Raw genomic sequence first — 18,716 nt, 5'->3', positions numbered from 1 at the left:
CGAAAGATGTGGGGGAGGCGCATGCTCAAGAGGGTCGCGAGGATAATAGTGGAATACAGGGCTGCCTTTGCGCTGATAGCGATATTCCTGCTCATTGTGTCACTCTACGGGATTCAAAAGCTTGAATTCGAGAGCGATATTACAAAGCAGCTTCCGGAGGACGTTGATGCGGTCAAGGACTACATAACACTCCAGAACACTTTCCAGGGAGGAGGCTCCACATTAATCATAGTCAAGGTCGGGAGCATAGAGGAGGGGGGAGTCTACGATATCCGCGATCCCCAGGTTATAGAGGCCCTTTACGAGCTCGGGCAGCGTCTCAGGGAGCACGAGTACGTGAGCGACGTCGTGAGCCTCGCCGACATCTACATCCAAATCCTTGGGAGGCTCCCCGAGAACGAGGAGGAGGTTCGCTTTGTGCTCGACATGCTGCCCGAGGAGGCCAAATCGGGACTCATAAGCTCCGACTACATGACCACCATGATGGTAGTCGAGATGAGCCCCGTGGCGGGTTCCCGGGCAATCACGCGCGTCTACGAGGACATCCAGCGGGACATCGAGGAGACGAACTTTCCAAAAAACGTTGAGGTCGTCCAGACCGGAAACGTTGGAATCACCTACAGAATTCTACTCATGCTCCAGAACGACCTGAGCAGGACCATGGCGATAGCCTTTCTCTTCGTGGCGGCCCTCCTGCTGTACTTCTACAAATCCCCTCTAAAGGCGATTATTCCCCTCATTCCCCTCGTTTTTGGCCTCATAATGACGCTCGGCTTCATGGGCCTCCTTGGAATCCCCATAGACATGGCGACGACGGTTATAGGGGCCATGATAGTTGGTATGGGCATTGACTACGGCGTTCATGTTACGAACCGCTACTACGAGGAGAGGGCGCGTGGAAAACCCCTTGGGGAGGCCGCGGAGGAGGCCATAGCTGAAACGGGTAAGGCCCTCCTCGGGGCGGCGCTTACGACGATAGCGGGCTTTGCGGCCCTTGGCCTCTCCGTCCTGCCGTCCCTTCAGAGGCTTAGCGTGACACTCATAATGGGGCTCTCCCTGGCCGCGGTTAACGCCGTCGTGGTCACTCCCGCGGTGATAATGCTCGAGGAAGACCTCATGAAGCGCCTCGTGGGGCACTACGAGGTTCCGGAGATAAGGGCCCACTCCGGAATCGTGGCGAGGGCCTTCCATTCGCTCGGAAAGGGTGTGAGGGACCACCCGAAGAGCGCGCTGGGCATTATGCTCATACTCACCATGGTCTTCGCCTACGGGGCCACTCTGGTCACCACGGAGGTGAGGCTTGAGAAGATGGTCCCCTCGGGAATTCCGGAGATAGAGGCGCTCAGAGATGTCCGCTACGAGTTCGGCGGACAGGACGAGGTGGACTTCATAGTGAAGGCCGAAGATGTCAGGGACCCCTCGGTGGTGAGGGCCATCTACCGCTTCGAGAGGGAGCTGATGGCGGATTCATACTACAACAACGTCTTCGAGACCTCGAGCATAGCGGACGTGGTCGTGAGAGAGTACGGCTACATCCCTGAGGATAAGGAAAAGATAAAGGAGGTCCTCGAGGAGGGGCAGGGAGCGCCCATAAGCGACGACTACTCCACCACGCTCATCCAGGTGAAGGGCAACTTTGGAGGGGTCAATCCCGATGACTTCAGGCGGATAATGCACTACTTCGAGGGGGAGGCGCGGAGCGCGGACTTTCCGCCAGGGGTGGAGGTCAGGCCCGCGGGGGACGACTACCTCAACTACGTTCTCGACAGGTACACGAACGAGGATCTGAGCAAGGTCTCGACCTACGGGACGCTCTTCGTGGTGCTCATAGTGCTCATCCTCTTTAGAAAGCCGCTGGTTTCGATGGCGATGATACTCCCGATGTTCCTCGGAGCGCTCTGGACGGTTGGCTACATGGGGCTCGCGGGGATTCCCTTCAGCCAGACCCTCGCGGGGGTTATCTCCATGATAGTGGGCCTTGGAGTTGACTACGGCATGCACCTAACGCACCGCTTCCTCGAGGAGTTCGAGGAGGGAAACCCCCACCCAATAGTTACGGCCGTGGAGGGCGTTGGCCCGGGCATACTCGTGGGAGCCCTGACAACAGCTGGAGGGTTCCTTGCACTCCTTGCGGGGGAGCTTACCGCCATCCACGACTTTGGAAAGACCCTCGCCGTTGGAATATTCGCCTCAATGCTTGCCGCGTTCATTGTAACTCCCGCACTGCTTCAAATCTTCTACGGGAAAAAGGTTAGGGGTGATAAAGAATGAAGAAGGTTTTGGGGTTCCTTACCGTGCTCATGGTTCTCTCAAACGTCCTGGGGGCGGTTACAGCACAGGAAGCCCTTCTATTCGAGGGTTACCTCGATAAGGGTGAGGCCGTCTTCGTGGGGCCGCTCATAGTGACCCTCAGCGACGTCCAGAAGGACTACCTCACGAACGAGTACAAGGCCATGCTGGTGGTCGTTAAGGACGGAAAGCCAATAAACGCCAACTACACGACGATAAACATTCCAAACCCGAGCAAGGTTCAGGAGCTGCTCTCAAACGTTACCTTCCTCCAGGCAATGGCGGAGACCCTCGGCTACAACACGACCAACCCCCTAGAGTACGCCCAGTTTCTGGTGTGGCTCTCGAACGCCCCCCAGACTGAGGTATGGGACGCGATAGTGCGGACCATTCAGGAGCACCCTGAGCTCGGGATAAGTCTGGAAGACCTAATGGTGCCCATGACGTTTCCCGAGTTCACGCTCATAGGGGAGAACGAGACGATAGAGCTCGACGTTGATGGGGACACGGTAGCCATAACCGCCCTTGAGATTTACCCAAACGGCGCAAAGCTGAGCATAAGCGGGCCGGCCGACTGGAAGGCCTCCACACTTCCCGCCTTCATCAAAACAAGTGTGGAAGCGCCCAAAGTCGCCAATCCCGGGGACGAGGTAACCCTAAGGGTCCACATCAAGAACGAAGGGGCCCTAAAGGTGCGCTACGTCAACGTGGTTGTATCCCCAATGCCCGTCAGTATGAGGGAGGCCTCCGAGGGAACCGCGAGCACCCTGGCACAGACGCTCAGCCAGAGCGGGATAGCGCAGAACGTTTTCCTTCCCGTGAACAGCTCAAGCCAGTTCATCGAGTACCTTGAGGGCAAGGAGGAGAGGGTTCTCGAGTTCAAAGTCAAGGTGAACGAAAACGCCGAACCGGGGATATACCCCCTTTACGTGAACGTTTTCTACTCCATCGGTACCGGAGGAAACCTCCAGATGGCCCAGAGCGTTGACTACGTGGCTCTAACGGTAGGCAGGGAGAGCGACGCCACGTTCGAGCTCCTGGAGATTGAGAAGCCGGACTTCGTGAGGCCCGGTGAGGACTTCGAGGTCAGGGTGAGGCTGAAGAACCTCGGTATGGACGTTGCAAAGAACCTCCTCGTGAAACTCGAGAAGGGGCTGACGGACGTTGATAGCCCCTTCCTCATTGACAACACCACTGACCAGCAATACACCTCCATCGTGGGCACGAACAGGGAGGTGGAGTACACCTTCAGGCTCCACGCGAAGGAGGACGCCAAAACGGGCACGTACCCATTAAACATCAAGCTCACTTACTACAGCGGAGACGCCAAGGACGGGAAGGACCAGACCTTCGAGTTCTCCCTAAGCGTCGTGAGAAAAAACAGCGCCTTCGTGGAGATAGAGGAGGTTGAAACCTCCAAGGACATTGAGCCCGGGGACGAGTTCACCCTCAGGGTACGCCTCAGGAACGTGGGAGAAGAGGCAGCCAAGGCCCTCTACTTCAAGATAGAGCCCCAGGAGACGGAGGTGCAGGGCGAGGTTAGCGCCGTTGACCTATCCTCCCTCCAGAACCTCCCCGTCCAGGGGAGCCAGAGCATGAGCGAGAACCTCCAGAGCGCGCTGAACCAGCTCCTAAGGGAGCTTGCAAAGCAGAACGTGGAGGCATTTCTCCCCGTGGGGGAGGACAACGCCAAGTACGTTGGAAGCCTTGCTCCAGGGGAGGAGGCAACGCTCGAGTTCCGCCTCAGGGCGAACGAAAAACTCCAGAACGGTGTTTACCCCCTCAAGGTCTCGCTCACCTACACTAGCGAACCGGATGACTCCCAGGTGAGCGACGAGAGGCTCCTGGGAATAGCCGTGACGGGGAGGGAGCGCCTAATAGTCTCGAAGGTGAGCACCTCCCCGAGCAGGGTTCTAGCGGGGACGAACAACGTGGAGGTCAGCGTCGAGGTTGAGAACGTTGGAAGCGGGAGCGCACGCTACGTTATCCTAAAGCCGATGCCCTCTCCTCCCTTTGAGCTCGCCGAAACAAGCGAACAGCTTATCAACCTTGGAAGCCTCACCCAGGGAGACTCCGCCAAGGCTACCTTCATGGTGAACGTCGCTGGAAACGCCACCGGTGGTCCCTACGAGATACCCGTCAAAATTGAGTACGTTGACGCAAACGGAGAAAACAGGGAGCTAGAACTCGGCATCCCGGTGATAGTCAACGAGAAGCCGAAGATAGAAATCGAAGACGTCCGCTTCGATAAAACGCCCCTCCAGGGCGAGGATGTGACCGTTTACGTGGAGCTCAAGAACGTGGGGGGCGAGCAGGCCGAGAACGTCATCATAGAGGGCGTTGTCAAGGCGGACCAGCCCTTCACCCTCGTCAAGAGGACGGACTACATAGGTGACCTCGACCCGGGGCAGAGCGGTGAGGGCGCGCTGGTCATCAGCGTCGCGCGCGATGCCCTCCCCAAGGACTACACGGTTCAGGTGAGGATAAGGGCCGTTGGCGACAAGGAGAGCGGGGACGACAACGTTTACGTCTTCGAGAAGAGCATAACAATCCCCGTGGAGGAGAACACGCGGACGGAGGGCAACCTCAAGAGGGCGGGCCTCGCGGTGGGCATTCTAGTGGTGCTCGTGGTAATAATCACCGCCCTCCGCAGGCGCCGCTGAACCCCTAAACCCGTCCCACAGGGAATATGTAGAGGGGCCTTCCCTCCGTTCCCACTATTTTTGCCACCTCATCGTCGTTGAAGGCCCCCACCGCCACGGTTCCAAGGTTTAAGGCAGTCGCCTGGAGGTATATGTTCTCCCCTATGTGGCCGGCCTCCATGTGGACGTACCTAACGCCCCTGTCGCCATAGTACTCCGTTGTGCGCTCGTAGAAGGCAACAAGAACTATGTCCACCGCGGCCTTCCCAACCCATTCCTGGTTCAGGGCCGCTCTCTGGAGTTCCCCTCTAAAATCACCCTCTCTGACCAGTGAAAGAGAGTGCTCTGAGGGGTCGTAGTGGTAAACCCCGGGACTCAGGCCTTCAACGCTCCCAACAACCACGTAGAGCTCGAAGGGGTACGTGGCCCCGGCGCTTGGGGCGCTCCTCTTTCCATCGTGGGTTATCCCCTGCGCCGCCCACAGAAGCTGGGAGAGCTCCTCGAGGGTTAGGGGCTCGTCCCGGTATTCCCGCACGCTCATCCTCCTCGCTATGGCTTCCTCAACGCTCATATCCCCCCTTGTCCTCGGGGCGGGGAGGGAGACCTTCTGGAGGGCATTCTGGGTGGGCCCCTCCTCCTGCGTGGGCAGGAACCGCAGGGCTACTCCGGCCATTATGATAAGAGTGAGGATGATGGCGAACCTCCGGTGTTCCATGGTTTGAACTACGCGCAACTCCTATTTTAGGGTTGCCCGGCTGCAAAATGCCCCCTCAAAATCAGGCTTCAGGTGTAAAAAATATGAAGGTCAGAAGGCTCCGCTTCCAAGGCCACAGATGTTCGCGAATGGGCAGACGGAGCAGTCCTCCGTGTAGGGCTCGAGATAGGGCTCGCCCTTAACCGCCTTCGTTATTTCCTTCGCCCTCTCCATGGCCTCGTCGTCTCCCTCGAGGACGAGGGTTACACTTCCCTCCGCCCCACCGGCGCCACCGGCGGCTATCGGTATCGCTTCAACGCCCGCGAGAATTCTGTATGCTTCAACCTCCGTAACCGGGTGGGAGTGGGGTATCGGCACCAGCGCGGAGTAGAGCCCGGTTCCCCAGTCGAAGGAGTAAATTCCAGTCAGCTTCGCGCTCTCCTCGACCGGCGTTGGAACGAACTTCTCAAGGCTTACCGGCGTTATCGTGAAGACCCCTTTGGTTATCGTCCAACCGAAGGTCTTCCCTATCGTCCCGCCGTCCGGAGCGGCCGCAAAAACGGCCACGTTCCAGTTGATGTCTATTGCGTTGGCGCCCTTTATGAAGACGTCCTTCGGCCCCATCCTCTTTAGGGCTTCAAGCGGGTCGTCGAAGGGCTCGCCCTTGTAGAGGACGAGGTGCTTTGGCCACGTCGCCTTGGGGGTAACGCAGGTTCTCCCCTTGCTTATAACTCCAACTGTCCACTTCTCCTTCTCAATCTTCTCCCCCAACAGCTCCTCCGCTACGTAGGCGGCCGTCGTGCCGGTGGCAATGTAAACGAAGCCGTTCTTTAGAGCGTGCTGAACCTCGGGCATGGCCGCTATGGCTCTGGCTATTAAGCGCTTGCTCTCCGGGGGGGTGAGTGTTACGAGGGCTCTTTTCATGAAAATCACCATGCTAAAACTCGCATCGAAAGTTATTAAACCTTCCTTAAGGAACCCTACAAGCGTTAGTTCAGCCGAAAAGCTCGATGCAAACACGGCATTCAGCAGGGTTTATCTCCGGGTCGATCCGGGAGTGGAAGGTGCAGGCGTAGCCCTTTCCAAGGAACTCCAGCGAGAGCTTCACAATAGAAGAGTGTATCTCGTATTCCCCGGGCCTCTCCTTGATTATCCTCTCGGCGAGCGCCTTAACTTCGCCGTCCACATCGGGGAAAGCCGATAGGTCTATGAGGGCACCCCTGTCCATCTTGAGGTAGCGCGAAACAGCAGATTGGGTGATGTGGAGGAGCTCCGCTATCTCCATCTGCTTCAGACCCCTCTCCCGAAGTATCTCAACAAGGCGCCTCCTGATGGAGGGGTAGATGTAGCGAGAGGCGACTTCGAAGGCGTTGCTCTTCATGGTGGTCTTTTATGACGCATGGAATATTTAAACCTTTCTGCCAGTCTTTCGGCTGTTTGTTATGACATAAGTCATAAAGCCGTTTTAGGTTAAGAAACCGCAAAGTTTTTATGAAGGGAGATTCAATAATAATCCGATATATGACAGGTGTCATAAAAAAGGGAGGTTGATGGACATGGCTATACGCGTTCCTGAGGCGTTTGATATGCTCTGCAACCAGTGCTCGATGAGCCTGGCCGGTGGGTGCACGATCAGGGGAGTCTGCGGAAAGGACCCCGACCTGAACTCACTGCAGGAGGCCCTCCTCTACGGGATAAAGGGCACCTCCGCTTACTACCACCACGCGCTTGAGGTCGGCTACGACGACCCAAGAATCGGTCACTTCCTGGCCGAGGCGCTCTACTCAACGCTGACCAACGTCAACTTCGACAAGAACCGCTTCCTCCAGCTCATCCTTGAGAACGGAAGGGTCCACCTCGAGGCAATGAAGCTCCTCGATAAGGCCTACGTCGAGACCTTTGGAAGACCTGAGCCGGTTGAAGTCCCCACGGGGACGGCTGAGGGACACGGTATACTCGTGACCGGCCACAGCTACAAGGCCATGTACGAGCTCCTGAAGCAGATAGAGGAGAAGGGCCTTGAGGACGAGATAAAAGTCTACACCCACGCCGAAATGTTCCCGGCCCACGCTTACCCCGAGCTCAGGAAGTTCAAGGCTCTCTACGGCAACTGGGGCGGCTCGTGGCTTTATCAAAAGAGAGAATTCGCGGAGTTCCCAGGGGTTATAGTGGGCACGAGCAACTGTGTTCAGCAGCCTACCAAGGCTTATCAGGACAGGATTTTCACCACAGGAATAGCGGGCCTTGAGGGGGTTCCCCACGTTGAGGACTACAACTTTGAGCCCGTGATAAAGAGGGCCCTTGAGACTCCAAGAATGAAGGCCTACGACGGCGGGAAGCTCCTCACCGGCTTCCACCACACGAACGTCTTGGCTTTGAAGGACAAACTGATAGAGCTCATCAACGAGGGCAAGATAAGGCACATATTCGTCGTCGGCGGCTGTGACACGCCGCACAAGGGCATGGGCTACTACGAGAGGCTGACCAAGCTGATTCCGAAGGATGCCCTCATACTCTCCGCCGCCTGCGGCAAGTTCCGCTACAACGCGAGGGACTACGGCACCATCGAGGGCATCCCGCGCTTCCTCGACTTCGGGCAGTGCAACAACGTCTACTCGATAATTGAAATCGCCGTTGCCCTCGCCAACGAGCTGGGAACGGACGTCAACTCACTGCCGGTCAGCATCGTCCTGAGCTGGATGGAGCAGAAGGCGATAGCAATACTCTACTCGCTCCTCTACCTCGGTATAAAGGGCATCTACCTCGGTCCCAAGCCGCCGGAGTTCCTCACTCCGAACGTCTTTGAGACCCTCAGAAGGCAGTTCGACCTGAGACTCATAGGCGATCCTGAGAAGGACCTCATGGACATGCTCAACAAGGGGGTAAGCGTTGATGAGAACGCCCCGCTCGCGGAGGAGCTGGAGTGAGCTTTCTCTTTTCTCACCTTTTTGATGCTCTTTGTTAACGGGTAGGCAGATTGCCGTGTTTTTGGCAATCGTATCATTCAAACTTCTCCCAGTTGGATTTTACATTCAATCTTCATTATTTTGTTAAACTATCTATAGTAATACTTTTAAAGCCCTGGATTTATTATCCATTGCAAACCGGTGGAGGTGCTCCGAAATGTGGAAGAAAACCCTCGCCCTGCTCTTCGGGTTTTTGATTTTAGGAGTAACGTTCAGCGGTGCGAGCGCTACGGCGAGCTTTGTTAACGGAACGGTGAACAGCACCATAGAACTTCCCCAGAACGCGTATTCCTTAAAGAGGCCAGGAGACAGGATCAAACCCAACTTTTTTCCGGGAATTGCAGCCACCATAGAGATACTCGTCGGTAGTAAAGAACTACTCGTGTTAACAGTCGGTCTGGCAACGCTGGCGATAAAGGGACTCCATGAAGTGATCAAAAAGTACGGTGGAAAGGTCACCGAGTTCATTCTGAAAGCCACAGGTTTCAAGCAACTGGCAGAGTTCGGGGATGGTTTTATAGGCACTGTGGGCCATTCGATGGAGCATCCTAAAGTCCAAGTTTATCTGAAGAAAATCTGGATATTTTCAACTCCTTTCGCTGATAAATTGGTCATCAAAGACGGTTCCAGAACTTTGGTGGAGGTCAAAAAGAGCGAACTCGATCAAGTTGACGACCTCTTCAGCCCGAAAGAATTTGGCCGGCTCCTGGGAGAGGCCTACCTTAACGGCTGGGACACTGAGAAGGCAGAAGAATTTGCCAAAGAACTGTACAGGGAAACTAGAAACCTCCCAAAATTTGGAGGAAGAAGCGCCTCCTGCGGATATTGGCCTCCAGGGAAGGTGAAACTTTATGAAGCTGACTTAAGACATATTATTAGAAGACACTTCAAAAGAGAAATTTACTATGGAGAGCCCGATGCAACTGCCTTTCCCAAAAGCATAAGTGCGGAATGGCTTGCAAATGTCATCAAACAGGCAATACTCGCAGGAGAGGTAAACTGTGACAAGTCAAATTCAAGAGAAGTTGCACTAGAGGTTAACACTAAACTTGGGAGGGTGCGAGTGGTGCTTCGCCAAATAGGTTCAAAAACTTACAAGATTGTTACTGTGTACTTATCAAAGTAGTTGACTTTACATCTTTAATTTTTCGTATCGAGCAGTAAATCCTAGAGGTGTCGTCATGACAAAGGCGAGAGTTAAGCTCTGGTATACTCTTCCAGATACCAGCTACCTGAGAAAAGCTGTTTTATCCTCACTTTTAGATGCCGTTGAAACTTATAACGAGTCCGTAAAAGAAGGGGACGAAGAAGATTTTAGCAAGCTCCTGGGAGACATTGTTTTAAGAGGATTTGAGTATGATGTTAGATACGGCCTGAAAATTGAGGATGTCGAGCTTATAGCCCCTGCTATTGGGAATTTACTTCACTTCCTCGAAGACGTTGCCCTATCCTTAGTGTATGTCAAAAAGGGAAAGAACGGCATTAAAAGTCTCTCGGCTTTTCCTTTGGATATTAATCCGTTAAAAACAGTTGACATAGGGAGATCAATGTTTAGCAATGATTCTCTCAAATTGCTCTTTGGCACATTTGAGCCAACAAGAACGTATTTCCTCCACAAGCAAGGAAACGTTCTCGAAATAAAATCATCTGATGATAATACAACCATCCATATAAATGCCGATGAATATGTGGACAACATTAAAAATGATCTCTTGAGTGGGATCTACAATGTTGAAGAAATCTTGAAAATGCATACCTTGCTAGGGGTCTTACGCCCCAAGGTTCAGTGGTTAAAGGTAATGATGAGATATGCCCTAAAGTGAAAAGTCAATGCAAAAAGTTAGCTACTTCCCGGAAGGAGAGGTTATAATTGATGATGAAGGGGCGACACACATAATTGAAAGGCCATCTCAGAAGAAAAATGGCAATACAAGTCAAAATTTAAGTATCTAACTGTAGACATGCTTTTTCAGACGCTCAAAGAGACAATTGAAACTGGAGAAATAAACTGTGGCAGGGGCATCCACCAAATGGGGTAGTCCTTAGAAAAGTATTACTATGGACTTGACGCTAAGAACAAGCTACGGGTAGTTATTAGGAAGATGTCCAATAATCTTTACAGGATAGTGACAGCACACCCTGTGGATTGGGACTGAGTACAAGGGACCACCTTTTAATTTTTTTAACTACATAGCATTGGGGCGATACAAATGGTGAATTTCAAAATCACACTTAAACTTGAAGAACCTTTTGGGCCCTTGGAAAAAAGGGCGAGAAGGGCAGTAACGGGAGGAAAAGAACACGGCTATTCAGACGAATCGATAATAGAGACAGTTCTCAGTGAGTATGATGTCACCATCAGTTGCAGAGTAGAGGAAGTGTTTAACGCGACTGTCCACCTCAACGAATTTCTTTATGAGCTTTTTAGATTTGCATTTTATGCCGTAACAGGCAAAGTGCCAGAAGACGTGAAGTCATGCAGATGGAGCTTCAAGAGGCTCGCAGAACTCCCGGACTGGCTTGATGAGGAAGTTAGGGTCCTGAGAGGACTATTGGGGGAGGAGTTTAACGAACTAACATCCAGTCCGTTTTTAAGATCCTTCCTTGGAAGCTACGACCCCATTTTAATCGTATACGGTTCAGGAAGGGCGAATACATGTATCTCGTGAACGTGGACTACAGAAAGGTCTACAGGGTATCAACCAGTGAGTTCTTGAGGAGCGTAATGAATGTCGCAGGGGAGGCTATCACGGAATTGGAGTCCTGCACTCGCGTATTCGATGAGAACGGGATTAGAAGGTACAGAGAGATGATCGACGGGTACAGGGAACTAACTAAAAGATTGAAAAATTTACTGGGAATTGAAAATTATTAACGGGGAGAATGATGTATGGGTTCAAAATTCGCCTTGAATTTTGTTTAAAATTTTTCAGAGAAAAGTAGAAAAGCCCGGGGATGCCCTCAATGCCAGTTAAATTTTCAGTTGATTCCCCTCTTGAAGAGTTGGAGGAATCAGGAGGATTTGGGGCTTGGATCACTATAGAGGTGAATGGAAAGCGGATTGTGTGGGCCGCCTGCTACATCCTGCAGGCTCTAGCGGCAATCTTCGCCACAGTGGCCTTCGCAGTCGCGTCATGCGATGAAATTCCCTACGTGCTTGAAAAGTTTGAGGAGGATGAGAGAAGAGTGATAAGGAATATCTCATGTGGGGAGAGGACTCCCCATTATTTTTAATTTTTCTTAGGGAGGGATCAGCATGGAGTGTTTAATAGAATGGGACAGACTTGAGATAACGTCCAACGGGCAACTCTGGAGGGCCATTTTAGTTCCACCGAGGCACTACAGGATAAAACTTGGCCCGATTGAGGTTTATTCCTCGGTTCACCCCCTGAGGTTGGTATTGACTATTGAAAGCCTCGCCCAAGGAGCTAAGTACCTACTCTCCAATAATTTTGCTAACATGGAACTTGAAGACGAGCCCGACTATACAACCCTGATAAGCTCCTGCGGGGCGTTCGATGGTTTCTTTCTGCTTTCGCTGGGTCTTCCAGAGGATTTTGGAGTGATTCTTAAACGGGAGAATAACAATGTAACTCTATGCTACCCGGATAATTTCGATATCCCCCTTCCCACTTACTCAGTGAAGAAATTGGGAGCCCCAGCGAGGGAACTGGGGGAGTGCATGAGAAAAGCCACGCTCGAAGGAGTTGAAAGACTTCTCATTGAAATCCCCAAAGCTCTGAGGAGTGAATATCTTGAGTGGAGGGAGGAGGTACTCAAGATACTCGAAAAAGTGGAATAATAGTGGCTCGATCTGGTGGAGTATGCGAAAGATATGCCCACCATCTTCAGGGAGATATTGACGGGAGGTGGTTTCAATCTTTGCTTTTTCATTCTCCCCACAGGATGGAGACAGGGGATTTCCAGTGCTGGTGCTCGAAGATGGGCCGCTTTTCATTAGTGAAGACCCGGTGCCGCTGGATGACTTCATAAGCTCCCTAAAAGCACTCCAATCGACGGAGGTTCTCCCGAAAAAGCTCTGGGACTTGAAGATAATGGCTGAGGGTGGATGGGTCTACCTGACCCTTCGGGATGGTAGGGAGGTACAGGTTACCCCTAAAGACCTCGTCGAGACAATCCGGACTTCCATCCAGAACCTGGAAGCGGTTCTCAATAATAAACCCGTGAGGATGGGGTGGCTCAGATTCAAACTAAAGCCGCCTTCACATGAAGTTCTTGAGATGTTCGGTGAACCTGAGGATATCATGGACGAGTACGAAGTTCAAGTTTACGGGAGCACGTACGTACTGGAGGCGTTCGTTAATCTCGAGGGGTACGTTGAGGAACTTAAACTTCTCAAGGCGTTCGTGGTAGACGGCAAACTACCTGCGGAGGTGTGGCGGGTAAAGTGGAACGTTGATTGTGAAATCAAGAGGCTGTCTTCCAAGGGGGCAAAAAAGCCGGAGGATAAGGGCCTTCTCCGCGAACTTACTGGTCTTAAAAAGCTGTCAGCAGGAGCGGCTCCTCCCTTCGTTCGCTTTACCCTTTCAACCTACGACCCCCTTGAAGTTCTCTACGCGGCAGACTCCGGAAAGGATGAGTTTTTGCTGGCATTCGTCCTGTATTCTGGCATGGCCGTCAAAGTCCCAAAGAACGTCCTCTTAAGGGCCATTGATGAGGCCATCAAAGATGCAGAAAAGGAACTCGAAAGGGTAAAGCTGCTCGGGAGATGAGTCCGTGTCCTTCTCCTTTATTTTCTTTGGCTTTGAGGAGGCTCTCAGGGGTGAGGTGTCTGCGGATGCTTTAACCATTGCCATAAAACATGAGAGAGATATCATTTTGAGCAGTTTTTGGTCAATTTAAGAAATTGTGAAGGAATAGTAAAAAGCGCTTGGTCACCTCTTTTCCAGCGCCTTCAGCTCTGCCATCATGGCATTAAAGCGCTCGTCGCTCATTCCGAGAAGCTTCTTGGCCTGTCTCAGCGTTACCGTCCTTGCGAGCGTCTTTCTCATGACCGGATTCTCCAGCGGCGAGAAGCCGTACTTAACGAGTATCTTCAGCGATTCGGGGTAGGCCTTGAGGAGCTTTGCCACGTTGGTATCTTCGGTTATCTCCTCCAGCTTATCGTCGCACTCCTTGACCTCCATGCTGAGCTCTTTTGACTCCTCGGTTTTGGTCACCCTCAGTACGAAGAAGCCAGAGACTTCTTTGACTTCTATCCTATAGCCAGCCTCCTCAAGCTTCGGAAGCAGATCCACGAAGGGTTTATCCCCTATCACCTCAAGTGTCTCACCCGTTTTGAGCTTTCCGAGGGCCTCGATGATCATGACCGCCGGCTGTGGTGCCGTCAATCCTCGGACGTCGAGCATCATTTTCCATCACCCTTTCAAAATATGACGCGCGACATATAAACTTTACTGGCCAGATTTGCCCAGAAATACTTATAAGTTGTATATATGACACTCGTCATGAAGGTGATGTTGGATGACGGAATTGCTTAACACTCGCGAATACAAAAAGGAGCAGCTCAAGAAGCTCCTCCTAAGGATACACGAGGGAGAAAGCGTTGAGAAGCTCAAGGAGGAGTTTAGACAGGTTCTCAGCGGGATTTCTCCCCTTGAGATTCCCCTCATTGAGCAGGAGCTGGTCAAGGAGGGCATCTCAGCGAAAGACATAGCCAAGATGTGCGACCTCCACGTGGAGCTCTTCCGCGAGGCAGTTAAGGGAACGGACGAGCTTGAGGAGAAGGATCTGCCGGACGGCCACCCGCTCAAGACCCTCTACCAAGAGAACAAGGAGATAATGAAAGATTCTGAAATGCTCAACCTCTACGCGAGGACTCTGGCAACGACCAAGGACGAACGCATGAGGAAGGAAATTCTGGGGGTGCTCGAGGAGATAGTGAGCAACCTGAGGAAGGTCGGCTTCACTCACTACAACCGTGAAGAGATGCTGACATTCCCGTACATCGAGAGGAGAGGATTGACAGCGATAGCTACCGTTCTATGGACGAAGCACGACGAGATAAGGTTTATGATAAAATACCTCGCCGAACTCTTGAGAAAGAGGGTCGAAATGCCCTGGGAAGAGTTCGTCGAGCGCTTCAAGAACAAGGCTGGCGAGGCAGCCTTTGCACTCAGCGACATGGTCTTCAGGGAGAACAACATCTACTACCCGACGCTCAAAGCCCTCCTGAGCGAGGGGGAGTGGAAGGCCATAAGGATGCAGGAGGGTGAGTACGGCTACTACAAGGTGAACCCGCCAGCATGGGACCCCGGAGAGGACGTCAAGCCCCTCCACCCCTGGGAGATCAATCCAGAGCTAAGTGTTGAACAGCTGCTCGGTCTTCCGAAGGAGGTCCAGGAGGCTCTGAAGGGCCAGCCGCTGGAGTTCGACAGGAGCGAGCTAAAGCGTGATGGTGATATAGACCTCGGAACGGGCTACGTCAGCGTTGAGGAGCTGAAGGCCATCTTTGAGGCTTTACCCGTTGACGTCACCTTCATAGACAAGGACGACCGCGTGAGGTTCTTCTCTCCGGGTGAGAGGATATTCGCCCGCTCCCTGAGCGTTCTCGGAAGGCCCGTTCAGCTCTGTCACCCTCCGAAGAGCGTCCACATCGTCAACAAGATACTCAAGGCATTCAAGGAGGGCAGGAAAGAGGAAGCAACCTTCTGGCTCAGGCTCGGGCCGAAGTACGTCTACATCAAGTACGTGCCGCTCTTCAATGAGAAGGGTGAATACATAGGAACGCTTGAGATGACCATGGACATAGCGCCGTACAAGGAGATAGAGGGGGAGAAGAGGCTCCTGGACTGGAGGGATTGAGGTGATAGTCTCAAACTTTGAGACTGCCGAGCGTATTGACAATCCCCACGGGGTGGATGTGAGGGCCCTACTCTCGAGGGAGAACGTCAAGGTCCTAGTGGTCACGCTAAAGCCCGGAGAGGTCCTCGAGAGGCACACGACGCCGGTGGACGCGTTCCTCTACATCCTGAAGGGAAAGGCCCTCGTGGAAGTTGGCAAGGAAAGCGCGGAGGCGAGAAAGGACTCGTTGGTCTTCCTTCCGAGGGAGGTTCCGCACGCCGTGGAGAACGCGGGAAGTCTGCCGCTCAGGTTCCTCGTGGTGAAGCTCGGGTGAGGGTTCATGGGCAGGGCTCTTGCACAGGGATTCGCAGGCTTTGCAGGGATACTGGATACCTCTTTCCTGATGCCAGTGATAGCCCTCTATGCAATGTCCCTGGGCGCCACCCCGGCTCAGGCTGGTGCTATCACTGCCCTCTACAGCGCTGCGGCGATCCCCGCCAGTGTTCTCGCCGGAATCCTCGTTGACCGCTTTGGAAGAAGGAGAACCTTAACACTGGGGCTCCTCTGGGACTCTGCGGTAGTATTCCTATATGCCTATGCGGGGGATTACATTTTCCTAGCCTTTTTGAGGGTGCTACATGCCCTGGGGGGCAGCCTTGTGTTCCCTGCCCTAATATCAATGGCTAGAGAGTCAGACAGCAACGGCAGAAACGGCCTGGTAAGGGTTCTGGCGTCGATAGCCGTGGCAATAGCAGTTGGCTCGGCGGCCTCGGGCATTTTAACCTCCAGGATAGGTTACGGAAAGGCTTTTTTCCTGCTCTCTGCTGTTATCGCCATCGCCGGCATTGTCAGTACTTCCCTGCCGGAGACCCTCCCGGAGGGCATGAAAGGCGCGGCCGGCTCTTTCAGGGAGTTAAAACACATCCGTTCTCCAGTGTTCCGTGGACTGTGGCTCATCTTCTTCCTGTATGTGGCCTTGGGTATTATCACAGGTGGTCTGGCCACAAGCCTGGTTTATAGGGGCCTGTGGGAAGAACGATCTGCTAGGATGGTTGTGGGGCTTGGCCTTGGTGTGGCCTCTCTGGTGGCCGCGGGAGGGTTTTTTGTATATGGGCGGCTCCTCTCTCGCATCACGCCGGGAAAGATTGCTCTTTATTCCTCCCTGCTTTCATCTGCAGGGCTTCTCACGGGGGCGGCGTTCTTATCGCCTGGTCAGCTCCTTGTCAGTCTCGGCATTTTTGGGGTCGGAATCTCAGGGCTGATGTTGAGCAGTACAGTTTTTGTGACTGATGTTCCCCCTGAGGTTAGGGGGACCTCCGTGGGTCTTCAACAGGTTTTCAATATACTTGGAGTCACGGTAGGGGCATCCATTGGAGGTTTCCTTGCAGCCCTTGGCCCCCCACCGGTACTGATCTTCGCCGGGCTGGCCCTTGTACTCGGAGGTACGGCTATATTTAAGTAAGAGTTCAGACTAAGAAAATGTTGGTGATGTGAATGATGAGGGGAAACCCGGAGATATTCAGGAGGAGGGTCGAGCGCTTCCAGGATGCGATGAGGGAGAAGGGCATCGAGGGCGCCGTCATAAGGACGCTTTCGACCTTCATATACTTCACGGGGACGAAGTGGCTGAGGCCGAGCCTTTTGATCCCGGCGGAGGGTGAACCAACGGTCTACGTCGTTAAGGGCGAGGCGGACCTCTTCAGGCAGAAGAGCTGGATTGAAGATGTACGCGAGTTCCAGCGCGTTGAGGACCTGATGGCTGGAGTGGTAACGTGGATACACAGCAACGGCTTTCAGACTGTGGGCCTTGAGTTCGGCATAGAGAGGGACGCCTACCTGATATTCCTCAAGCTCTTCCAGAGGCTCAACCCAACGGTTGAGATAGTGGACATCCTCGACCTGACGATGGGGCTTCGCATGATAAAGGAGGAATGGGAGCTCGACAACATAAGGAAGGCCGGGAAGATAGCTCAGAAAGGAATGAAGGTCGCCGAGGAGGTCATAACCCCGGGTAAGAGCGAGCTGGAGATAGCTGCCGAGGTCGTGAGGGAACTCATGCTGAACGGCAGCGAAGACCCCAAGGTCTACGTCTCAACCACGCCAAGGGCGCACGCCGAGCCTTTCAGAGACCTAAAGGTGAAGGAAAACGGCGTCGTCACCGTGGTCATCGGGGCCGACTGGAACAACTACTACGCCAACATGGCGAGGACTTTCGTGCTCGGAGACCCGGGCGAGAGGGTTAGGAAGGCCATAGCGGTGAAGGAGGAGGCCCTTGAGATGGCCCTCAAGGAAACGAGGGTTGGCGTTTCTCTGGCCAGCGTCGAGAAGAAGCTCGCGAACTTCTTCAGGGAGAGGGGCTTCGGCGATGCGTACCTAGCCGGCTACACCCACGGCGTCGGGCTTCTCATCGAGGAACCGCCGATAACCACAATAGTGGTTCCCCAGAGGGCTTCGAAGGTTCAGGAGAACATGGTGCTCAGCGTAATCCATCCGCCGCTGATGATTCCGGAGGGGGCCATAAAGCACGAGGACACCTACATCGTCAGGAAGGAGGGTCTGGAGAAGGTTACATGAGACTTTTTATTTTTACAGGATCATCTTGAGCGCCATCAGGAGCAGCAGGAGGGAAAACGCCCACTTGAACTTTTGGGGATGTAGCCTGTGGAGGGCGTGCACCCCTATACTTGCCCCTATTACGAGGCCCGGTGCGAGGAGCAGGGCCGTTGACACGTCCACGTGCCCGAGCCTGTAGTGGCCCAGCGTCCCGGCTAGGGCCGTGAAAAAGAGCGCGAGGCTTGACGTGCCGACGGCGTACTTAACGGGGATTCTCACGAGGGCATGGAAGAGGGGCACGTTCAATATTCCCCCGCTTATTCCCAGCAGGCCGGAAAAAAAGCCGGAGAACAGGCCAACGATGGGGACGTTCCTGTATTTTATCTCCCCCTCCCATTCCCCAGGCTTCACATCCTGGGCCCTCAGGAAGCGATAGGCGAGGTAGACTAGCAGGAGCGCGAAAACCGCGCGCAGATGATTTTCTCCCACCATCCTCGAGAGGTACGCCCCACCCAGGGCAGCTGGAACCGAGAAGGCCTCCTTCAAAAGGGCCACGCGGTATAGCACCCTCTTTGCCCTCACGTGGTTGTAGGCCGCGGCGAGTGAGCTTATGGATATGCAGAGGAGACTCGTGCCTATCGCGGTGTGAATCGGGAAGCCCATTATGACCAGGAGCGGGACTATGAGAAAGCCGCCGCCAACGCCGAAAAGGCCCGCAATGGTGCCGATTAAAAGGCCCGCGATGAATATGACGGGATACTCCAGCAT

General features: G+C 53.6%; 19 protein-coding genes. 14 read left to right on the top strand and 5 right to left on the bottom strand.

From position 1 onward, the window contains the following. The first annotated feature begins 21 nt into the window (after window positions 1-21). Together PFER_RS01105 and PFER_RS01100 are read left to right on the top strand one after the other, a co-directional pair. Window positions 22-2,271, top strand: coding sequence for a hydrophobe/amphiphile efflux-3 (HAE3) family transporter (locus tag PFER_RS01105; RefSeq protein ID WP_048147926.1), 2,250 nt, complete (start codon window positions 22-24; stop codon window positions 2,269-2,271). After that, entirely contained in the window at window positions 2,268-4,952 is a 2,685-nt protein-coding gene (locus PFER_RS01100) for a COG1361 S-layer family protein (protein WP_048147925.1), read from the top strand. Before PFER_RS01105 ends, PFER_RS01100 begins: the two co-directional genes overlap by 4 nt. Before the next feature lie 4 nt (window positions 4,953-4,956). On the opposite strand, the gene PFER_RS01095 is transcribed toward PFER_RS01100, so the two are convergent. From PFER_RS01095 to PFER_RS01085, 3 genes are all read right to left on the bottom strand, one after another. Then, window positions 4,957-5,502 (bottom strand): SagB/ThcOx family dehydrogenase, encoded by a 546-nt coding sequence (locus PFER_RS01095; protein ID WP_394296988.1) that lies wholly within the window; start codon window positions 5,500-5,502, stop codon window positions 4,957-4,959. Between the two features lie 234 nt (window positions 5,503-5,736). Next, the gene (locus PFER_RS01090) at window positions 5,737-6,549 is read right to left on the bottom strand and encodes a hypothetical protein (protein ID WP_048147923.1); all 813 of its coding nucleotides are present in this window, start codon (window positions 6,547-6,549) and stop codon (window positions 5,737-5,739) included. Window positions 6,550-6,619: 70 nt separating this feature from the next. After that, window positions 6,620-7,006 (bottom strand): transcriptional regulator, encoded by a 387-nt coding sequence (locus tag PFER_RS01085; RefSeq protein ID WP_048147922.1) that lies wholly within the window; start codon window positions 7,004-7,006, stop codon window positions 6,620-6,622. A gap of 175 nt (window positions 7,007-7,181) precedes the next feature. Here PFER_RS01085 and hcp point away from each other — a divergent pair, with 175 nt between their 5' ends. The 8 genes from hcp to PFER_RS01050 all read left to right on the top strand — a co-directional run bounded on the left by hcp (window position 7,182) and on the right by PFER_RS01050 (window position 13,324). Next, complete coding sequence (gene hcp / locus PFER_RS01080) at window positions 7,182-8,552, top strand: hydroxylamine reductase (protein ID WP_048147950.1); 1,371 nt, start codon at window positions 7,182-7,184, stop codon at window positions 8,550-8,552. 196 nt (window positions 8,553-8,748) lie between these two features. Further along, complete coding sequence (locus PFER_RS01075; protein WP_048147921.1) at window positions 8,749-9,717, top strand: hypothetical protein; 969 nt, start codon at window positions 8,749-8,751, stop codon at window positions 9,715-9,717. A 55-nt stretch (window positions 9,718-9,772) separates the two neighbouring features. Further along, window positions 9,773-10,414: a hypothetical protein gene (locus PFER_RS01070; protein ID WP_048147920.1), complete on the top strand. Its 642-nt coding sequence runs from the start codon at window positions 9,773-9,775 to the stop codon at window positions 10,412-10,414. A gap of 387 nt (window positions 10,415-10,801) precedes the next feature. Beyond that, complete coding sequence (locus PFER_RS01065) at window positions 10,802-11,260, top strand: hypothetical protein (protein ID WP_245612386.1); 459 nt, start codon at window positions 10,802-10,804, stop codon at window positions 11,258-11,260. After that, on the top strand, window positions 11,248-11,466 hold the full coding sequence (locus tag PFER_RS12390) for a hypothetical protein (protein WP_245612385.1): 219 nt from the start codon (window positions 11,248-11,250) through the stop codon (window positions 11,464-11,466). The genes PFER_RS01065 and PFER_RS12390 overlap by 13 nt, the downstream gene beginning before the upstream one ends. A gap of 80 nt (window positions 11,467-11,546) precedes the next feature. Continuing rightward, on the top strand, window positions 11,547-11,825 hold the full coding sequence (locus PFER_RS01060; protein ID WP_157254980.1) for a hypothetical protein: 279 nt from the start codon (window positions 11,547-11,549) through the stop codon (window positions 11,823-11,825). A 22-nt stretch (window positions 11,826-11,847) separates the two neighbouring features. After that, window positions 11,848-12,393, top strand: a complete 546-nt coding sequence (locus tag PFER_RS01055) for a hypothetical protein (protein ID WP_048147918.1) — start codon at window positions 11,848-11,850, stop codon at window positions 12,391-12,393. 124 nt (window positions 12,394-12,517) lie between these two features. Beyond that, window positions 12,518-13,324, top strand: coding sequence for a hypothetical protein (locus PFER_RS01050; RefSeq protein ID WP_245612383.1), 807 nt, complete (start codon window positions 12,518-12,520; stop codon window positions 13,322-13,324). Between the two features lie 162 nt (window positions 13,325-13,486). On the opposite strand, the gene PFER_RS01045 is transcribed toward PFER_RS01050, so the two are convergent. Then, the gene (locus PFER_RS01045) at window positions 13,487-13,963 is read right to left on the bottom strand and encodes a DUF1858 domain-containing protein (RefSeq protein ID WP_048147916.1); all 477 of its coding nucleotides are present in this window, start codon (window positions 13,961-13,963) and stop codon (window positions 13,487-13,489) included. Window positions 13,964-14,075: 112 nt separating this feature from the next. Here PFER_RS01045 and PFER_RS01040 point away from each other — a divergent pair, with 112 nt between their 5' ends. From PFER_RS01040 to PFER_RS01025, 4 genes are read left to right on the top strand one after another with little or no spacing between them, the layout of a single operon-like run. Continuing rightward, on the top strand, window positions 14,076-15,416 hold the full coding sequence (locus PFER_RS01040) for a DUF438 domain-containing protein (protein WP_048147915.1): 1,341 nt from the start codon (window positions 14,076-14,078) through the stop codon (window positions 15,414-15,416). 1 nt (window position 15,417) lies between these two features. After that, window positions 15,418-15,729, top strand: a complete 312-nt coding sequence (locus PFER_RS01035) for a cupin domain-containing protein (protein ID WP_048147914.1) — start codon at window positions 15,418-15,420, stop codon at window positions 15,727-15,729. Window positions 15,730-15,735: 6 nt separating this feature from the next. Continuing rightward, entirely contained in the window at window positions 15,736-16,857 is a 1,122-nt protein-coding gene (locus tag PFER_RS11970; protein ID WP_084593883.1) for an MFS transporter, read from the top strand. A gap of 35 nt (window positions 16,858-16,892) precedes the next feature. Next, window positions 16,893-17,969, top strand: a complete 1,077-nt coding sequence (locus PFER_RS01025; RefSeq protein ID WP_048147948.1) for a M24 family metallopeptidase — start codon at window positions 16,893-16,895, stop codon at window positions 17,967-17,969. Between the two features lie 12 nt (window positions 17,970-17,981). Here the strand turns inward: PFER_RS01025 and PFER_RS01020 are convergent, their stop codons facing one another. Beyond that, on the bottom strand, window positions 17,982-18,716 hold the full coding sequence (locus PFER_RS01020) for a sulfite exporter TauE/SafE family protein (protein WP_048147913.1): 735 nt from the start codon (window positions 18,714-18,716) through the stop codon (window positions 17,982-17,984).

Source organism: Palaeococcus ferrophilus DSM 13482 (assembly GCF_000966265.1).
GTDB lineage: Archaea > Methanobacteriota_B > Thermococci > Thermococcales > Thermococcaceae > Palaeococcus > Palaeococcus ferrophilus.
Note: the sequence above shows the minus strand (reverse complement) of the source record. Positions and strands in the feature narration are given on the sequence as shown.

What these genes read in the sequence shown, in the direction of transcription:
- PFER_RS01020 (WP_048147913.1), bottom strand. Translation starts at nt 18,716, where the DNA reads ATGCTGGAGTATCCCGTCATATTCATCGCGGGCCTTTTAATCGGCACC.
- PFER_RS01045 (WP_048147916.1), bottom strand. Translation starts at nt 13,963, where the DNA reads ATGATGCTCGACGTCCGAGGATTGACGGCACCACAGCCGGCGGTCATG.
- PFER_RS01065 (WP_245612386.1), top strand. Translation starts at nt 10,802, where the DNA reads ATGGTGAATTTCAAAATCACACTTAAACTTGAAGAACCTTTTGGGCCC.
- PFER_RS01105 (WP_048147926.1), top strand. Translation starts at nt 22, where the DNA reads ATGCTCAAGAGGGTCGCGAGGATAATAGTGGAATACAGGGCTGCCTTT.
- PFER_RS01075 (WP_048147921.1), top strand. Translation starts at nt 8,749, where the DNA reads ATGTGGAAGAAAACCCTCGCCCTGCTCTTCGGGTTTTTGATTTTAGGA.
- PFER_RS01040 (WP_048147915.1), top strand. Translation starts at nt 14,076, where the DNA reads ATGACGGAATTGCTTAACACTCGCGAATACAAAAAGGAGCAGCTCAAG.
- hcp (WP_048147950.1), top strand. Translation starts at nt 7,182, where the DNA reads ATGGCTATACGCGTTCCTGAGGCGTTTGATATGCTCTGCAACCAGTGC.
- PFER_RS01060 (WP_157254980.1), top strand. Translation starts at nt 11,547, where the DNA reads ATGCCCTCAATGCCAGTTAAATTTTCAGTTGATTCCCCTCTTGAAGAG.
- PFER_RS01090 (WP_048147923.1), bottom strand. Translation starts at nt 6,549, where the DNA reads ATGAAAAGAGCCCTCGTAACACTCACCCCCCCGGAGAGCAAGCGCTTA.
- PFER_RS12390 (WP_245612385.1), top strand. Translation starts at nt 11,248, where the DNA reads ATGTATCTCGTGAACGTGGACTACAGAAAGGTCTACAGGGTATCAACC.
- PFER_RS01055 (WP_048147918.1), top strand. Translation starts at nt 11,848, where the DNA reads ATGGAGTGTTTAATAGAATGGGACAGACTTGAGATAACGTCCAACGGG.
- PFER_RS01025 (WP_048147948.1), top strand. Translation starts at nt 16,893, where the DNA reads ATGAGGGGAAACCCGGAGATATTCAGGAGGAGGGTCGAGCGCTTCCAG.
- PFER_RS01085 (WP_048147922.1), bottom strand. Translation starts at nt 7,006, where the DNA reads ATGAAGAGCAACGCCTTCGAAGTCGCCTCTCGCTACATCTACCCCTCC.
- PFER_RS11970 (WP_084593883.1), top strand. Translation starts at nt 15,736, where the DNA reads ATGGGCAGGGCTCTTGCACAGGGATTCGCAGGCTTTGCAGGGATACTG.
- PFER_RS01100 (WP_048147925.1), top strand. Translation starts at nt 2,268, where the DNA reads ATGAAGAAGGTTTTGGGGTTCCTTACCGTGCTCATGGTTCTCTCAAAC.
- PFER_RS01095 (WP_394296988.1), bottom strand. Translation starts at nt 5,502, where the DNA reads ATGAGCGTTGAGGAAGCCATAGCGAGGAGGATGAGCGTGCGGGAATAC.
- PFER_RS01070 (WP_048147920.1), top strand. Translation starts at nt 9,773, where the DNA reads ATGACAAAGGCGAGAGTTAAGCTCTGGTATACTCTTCCAGATACCAGC.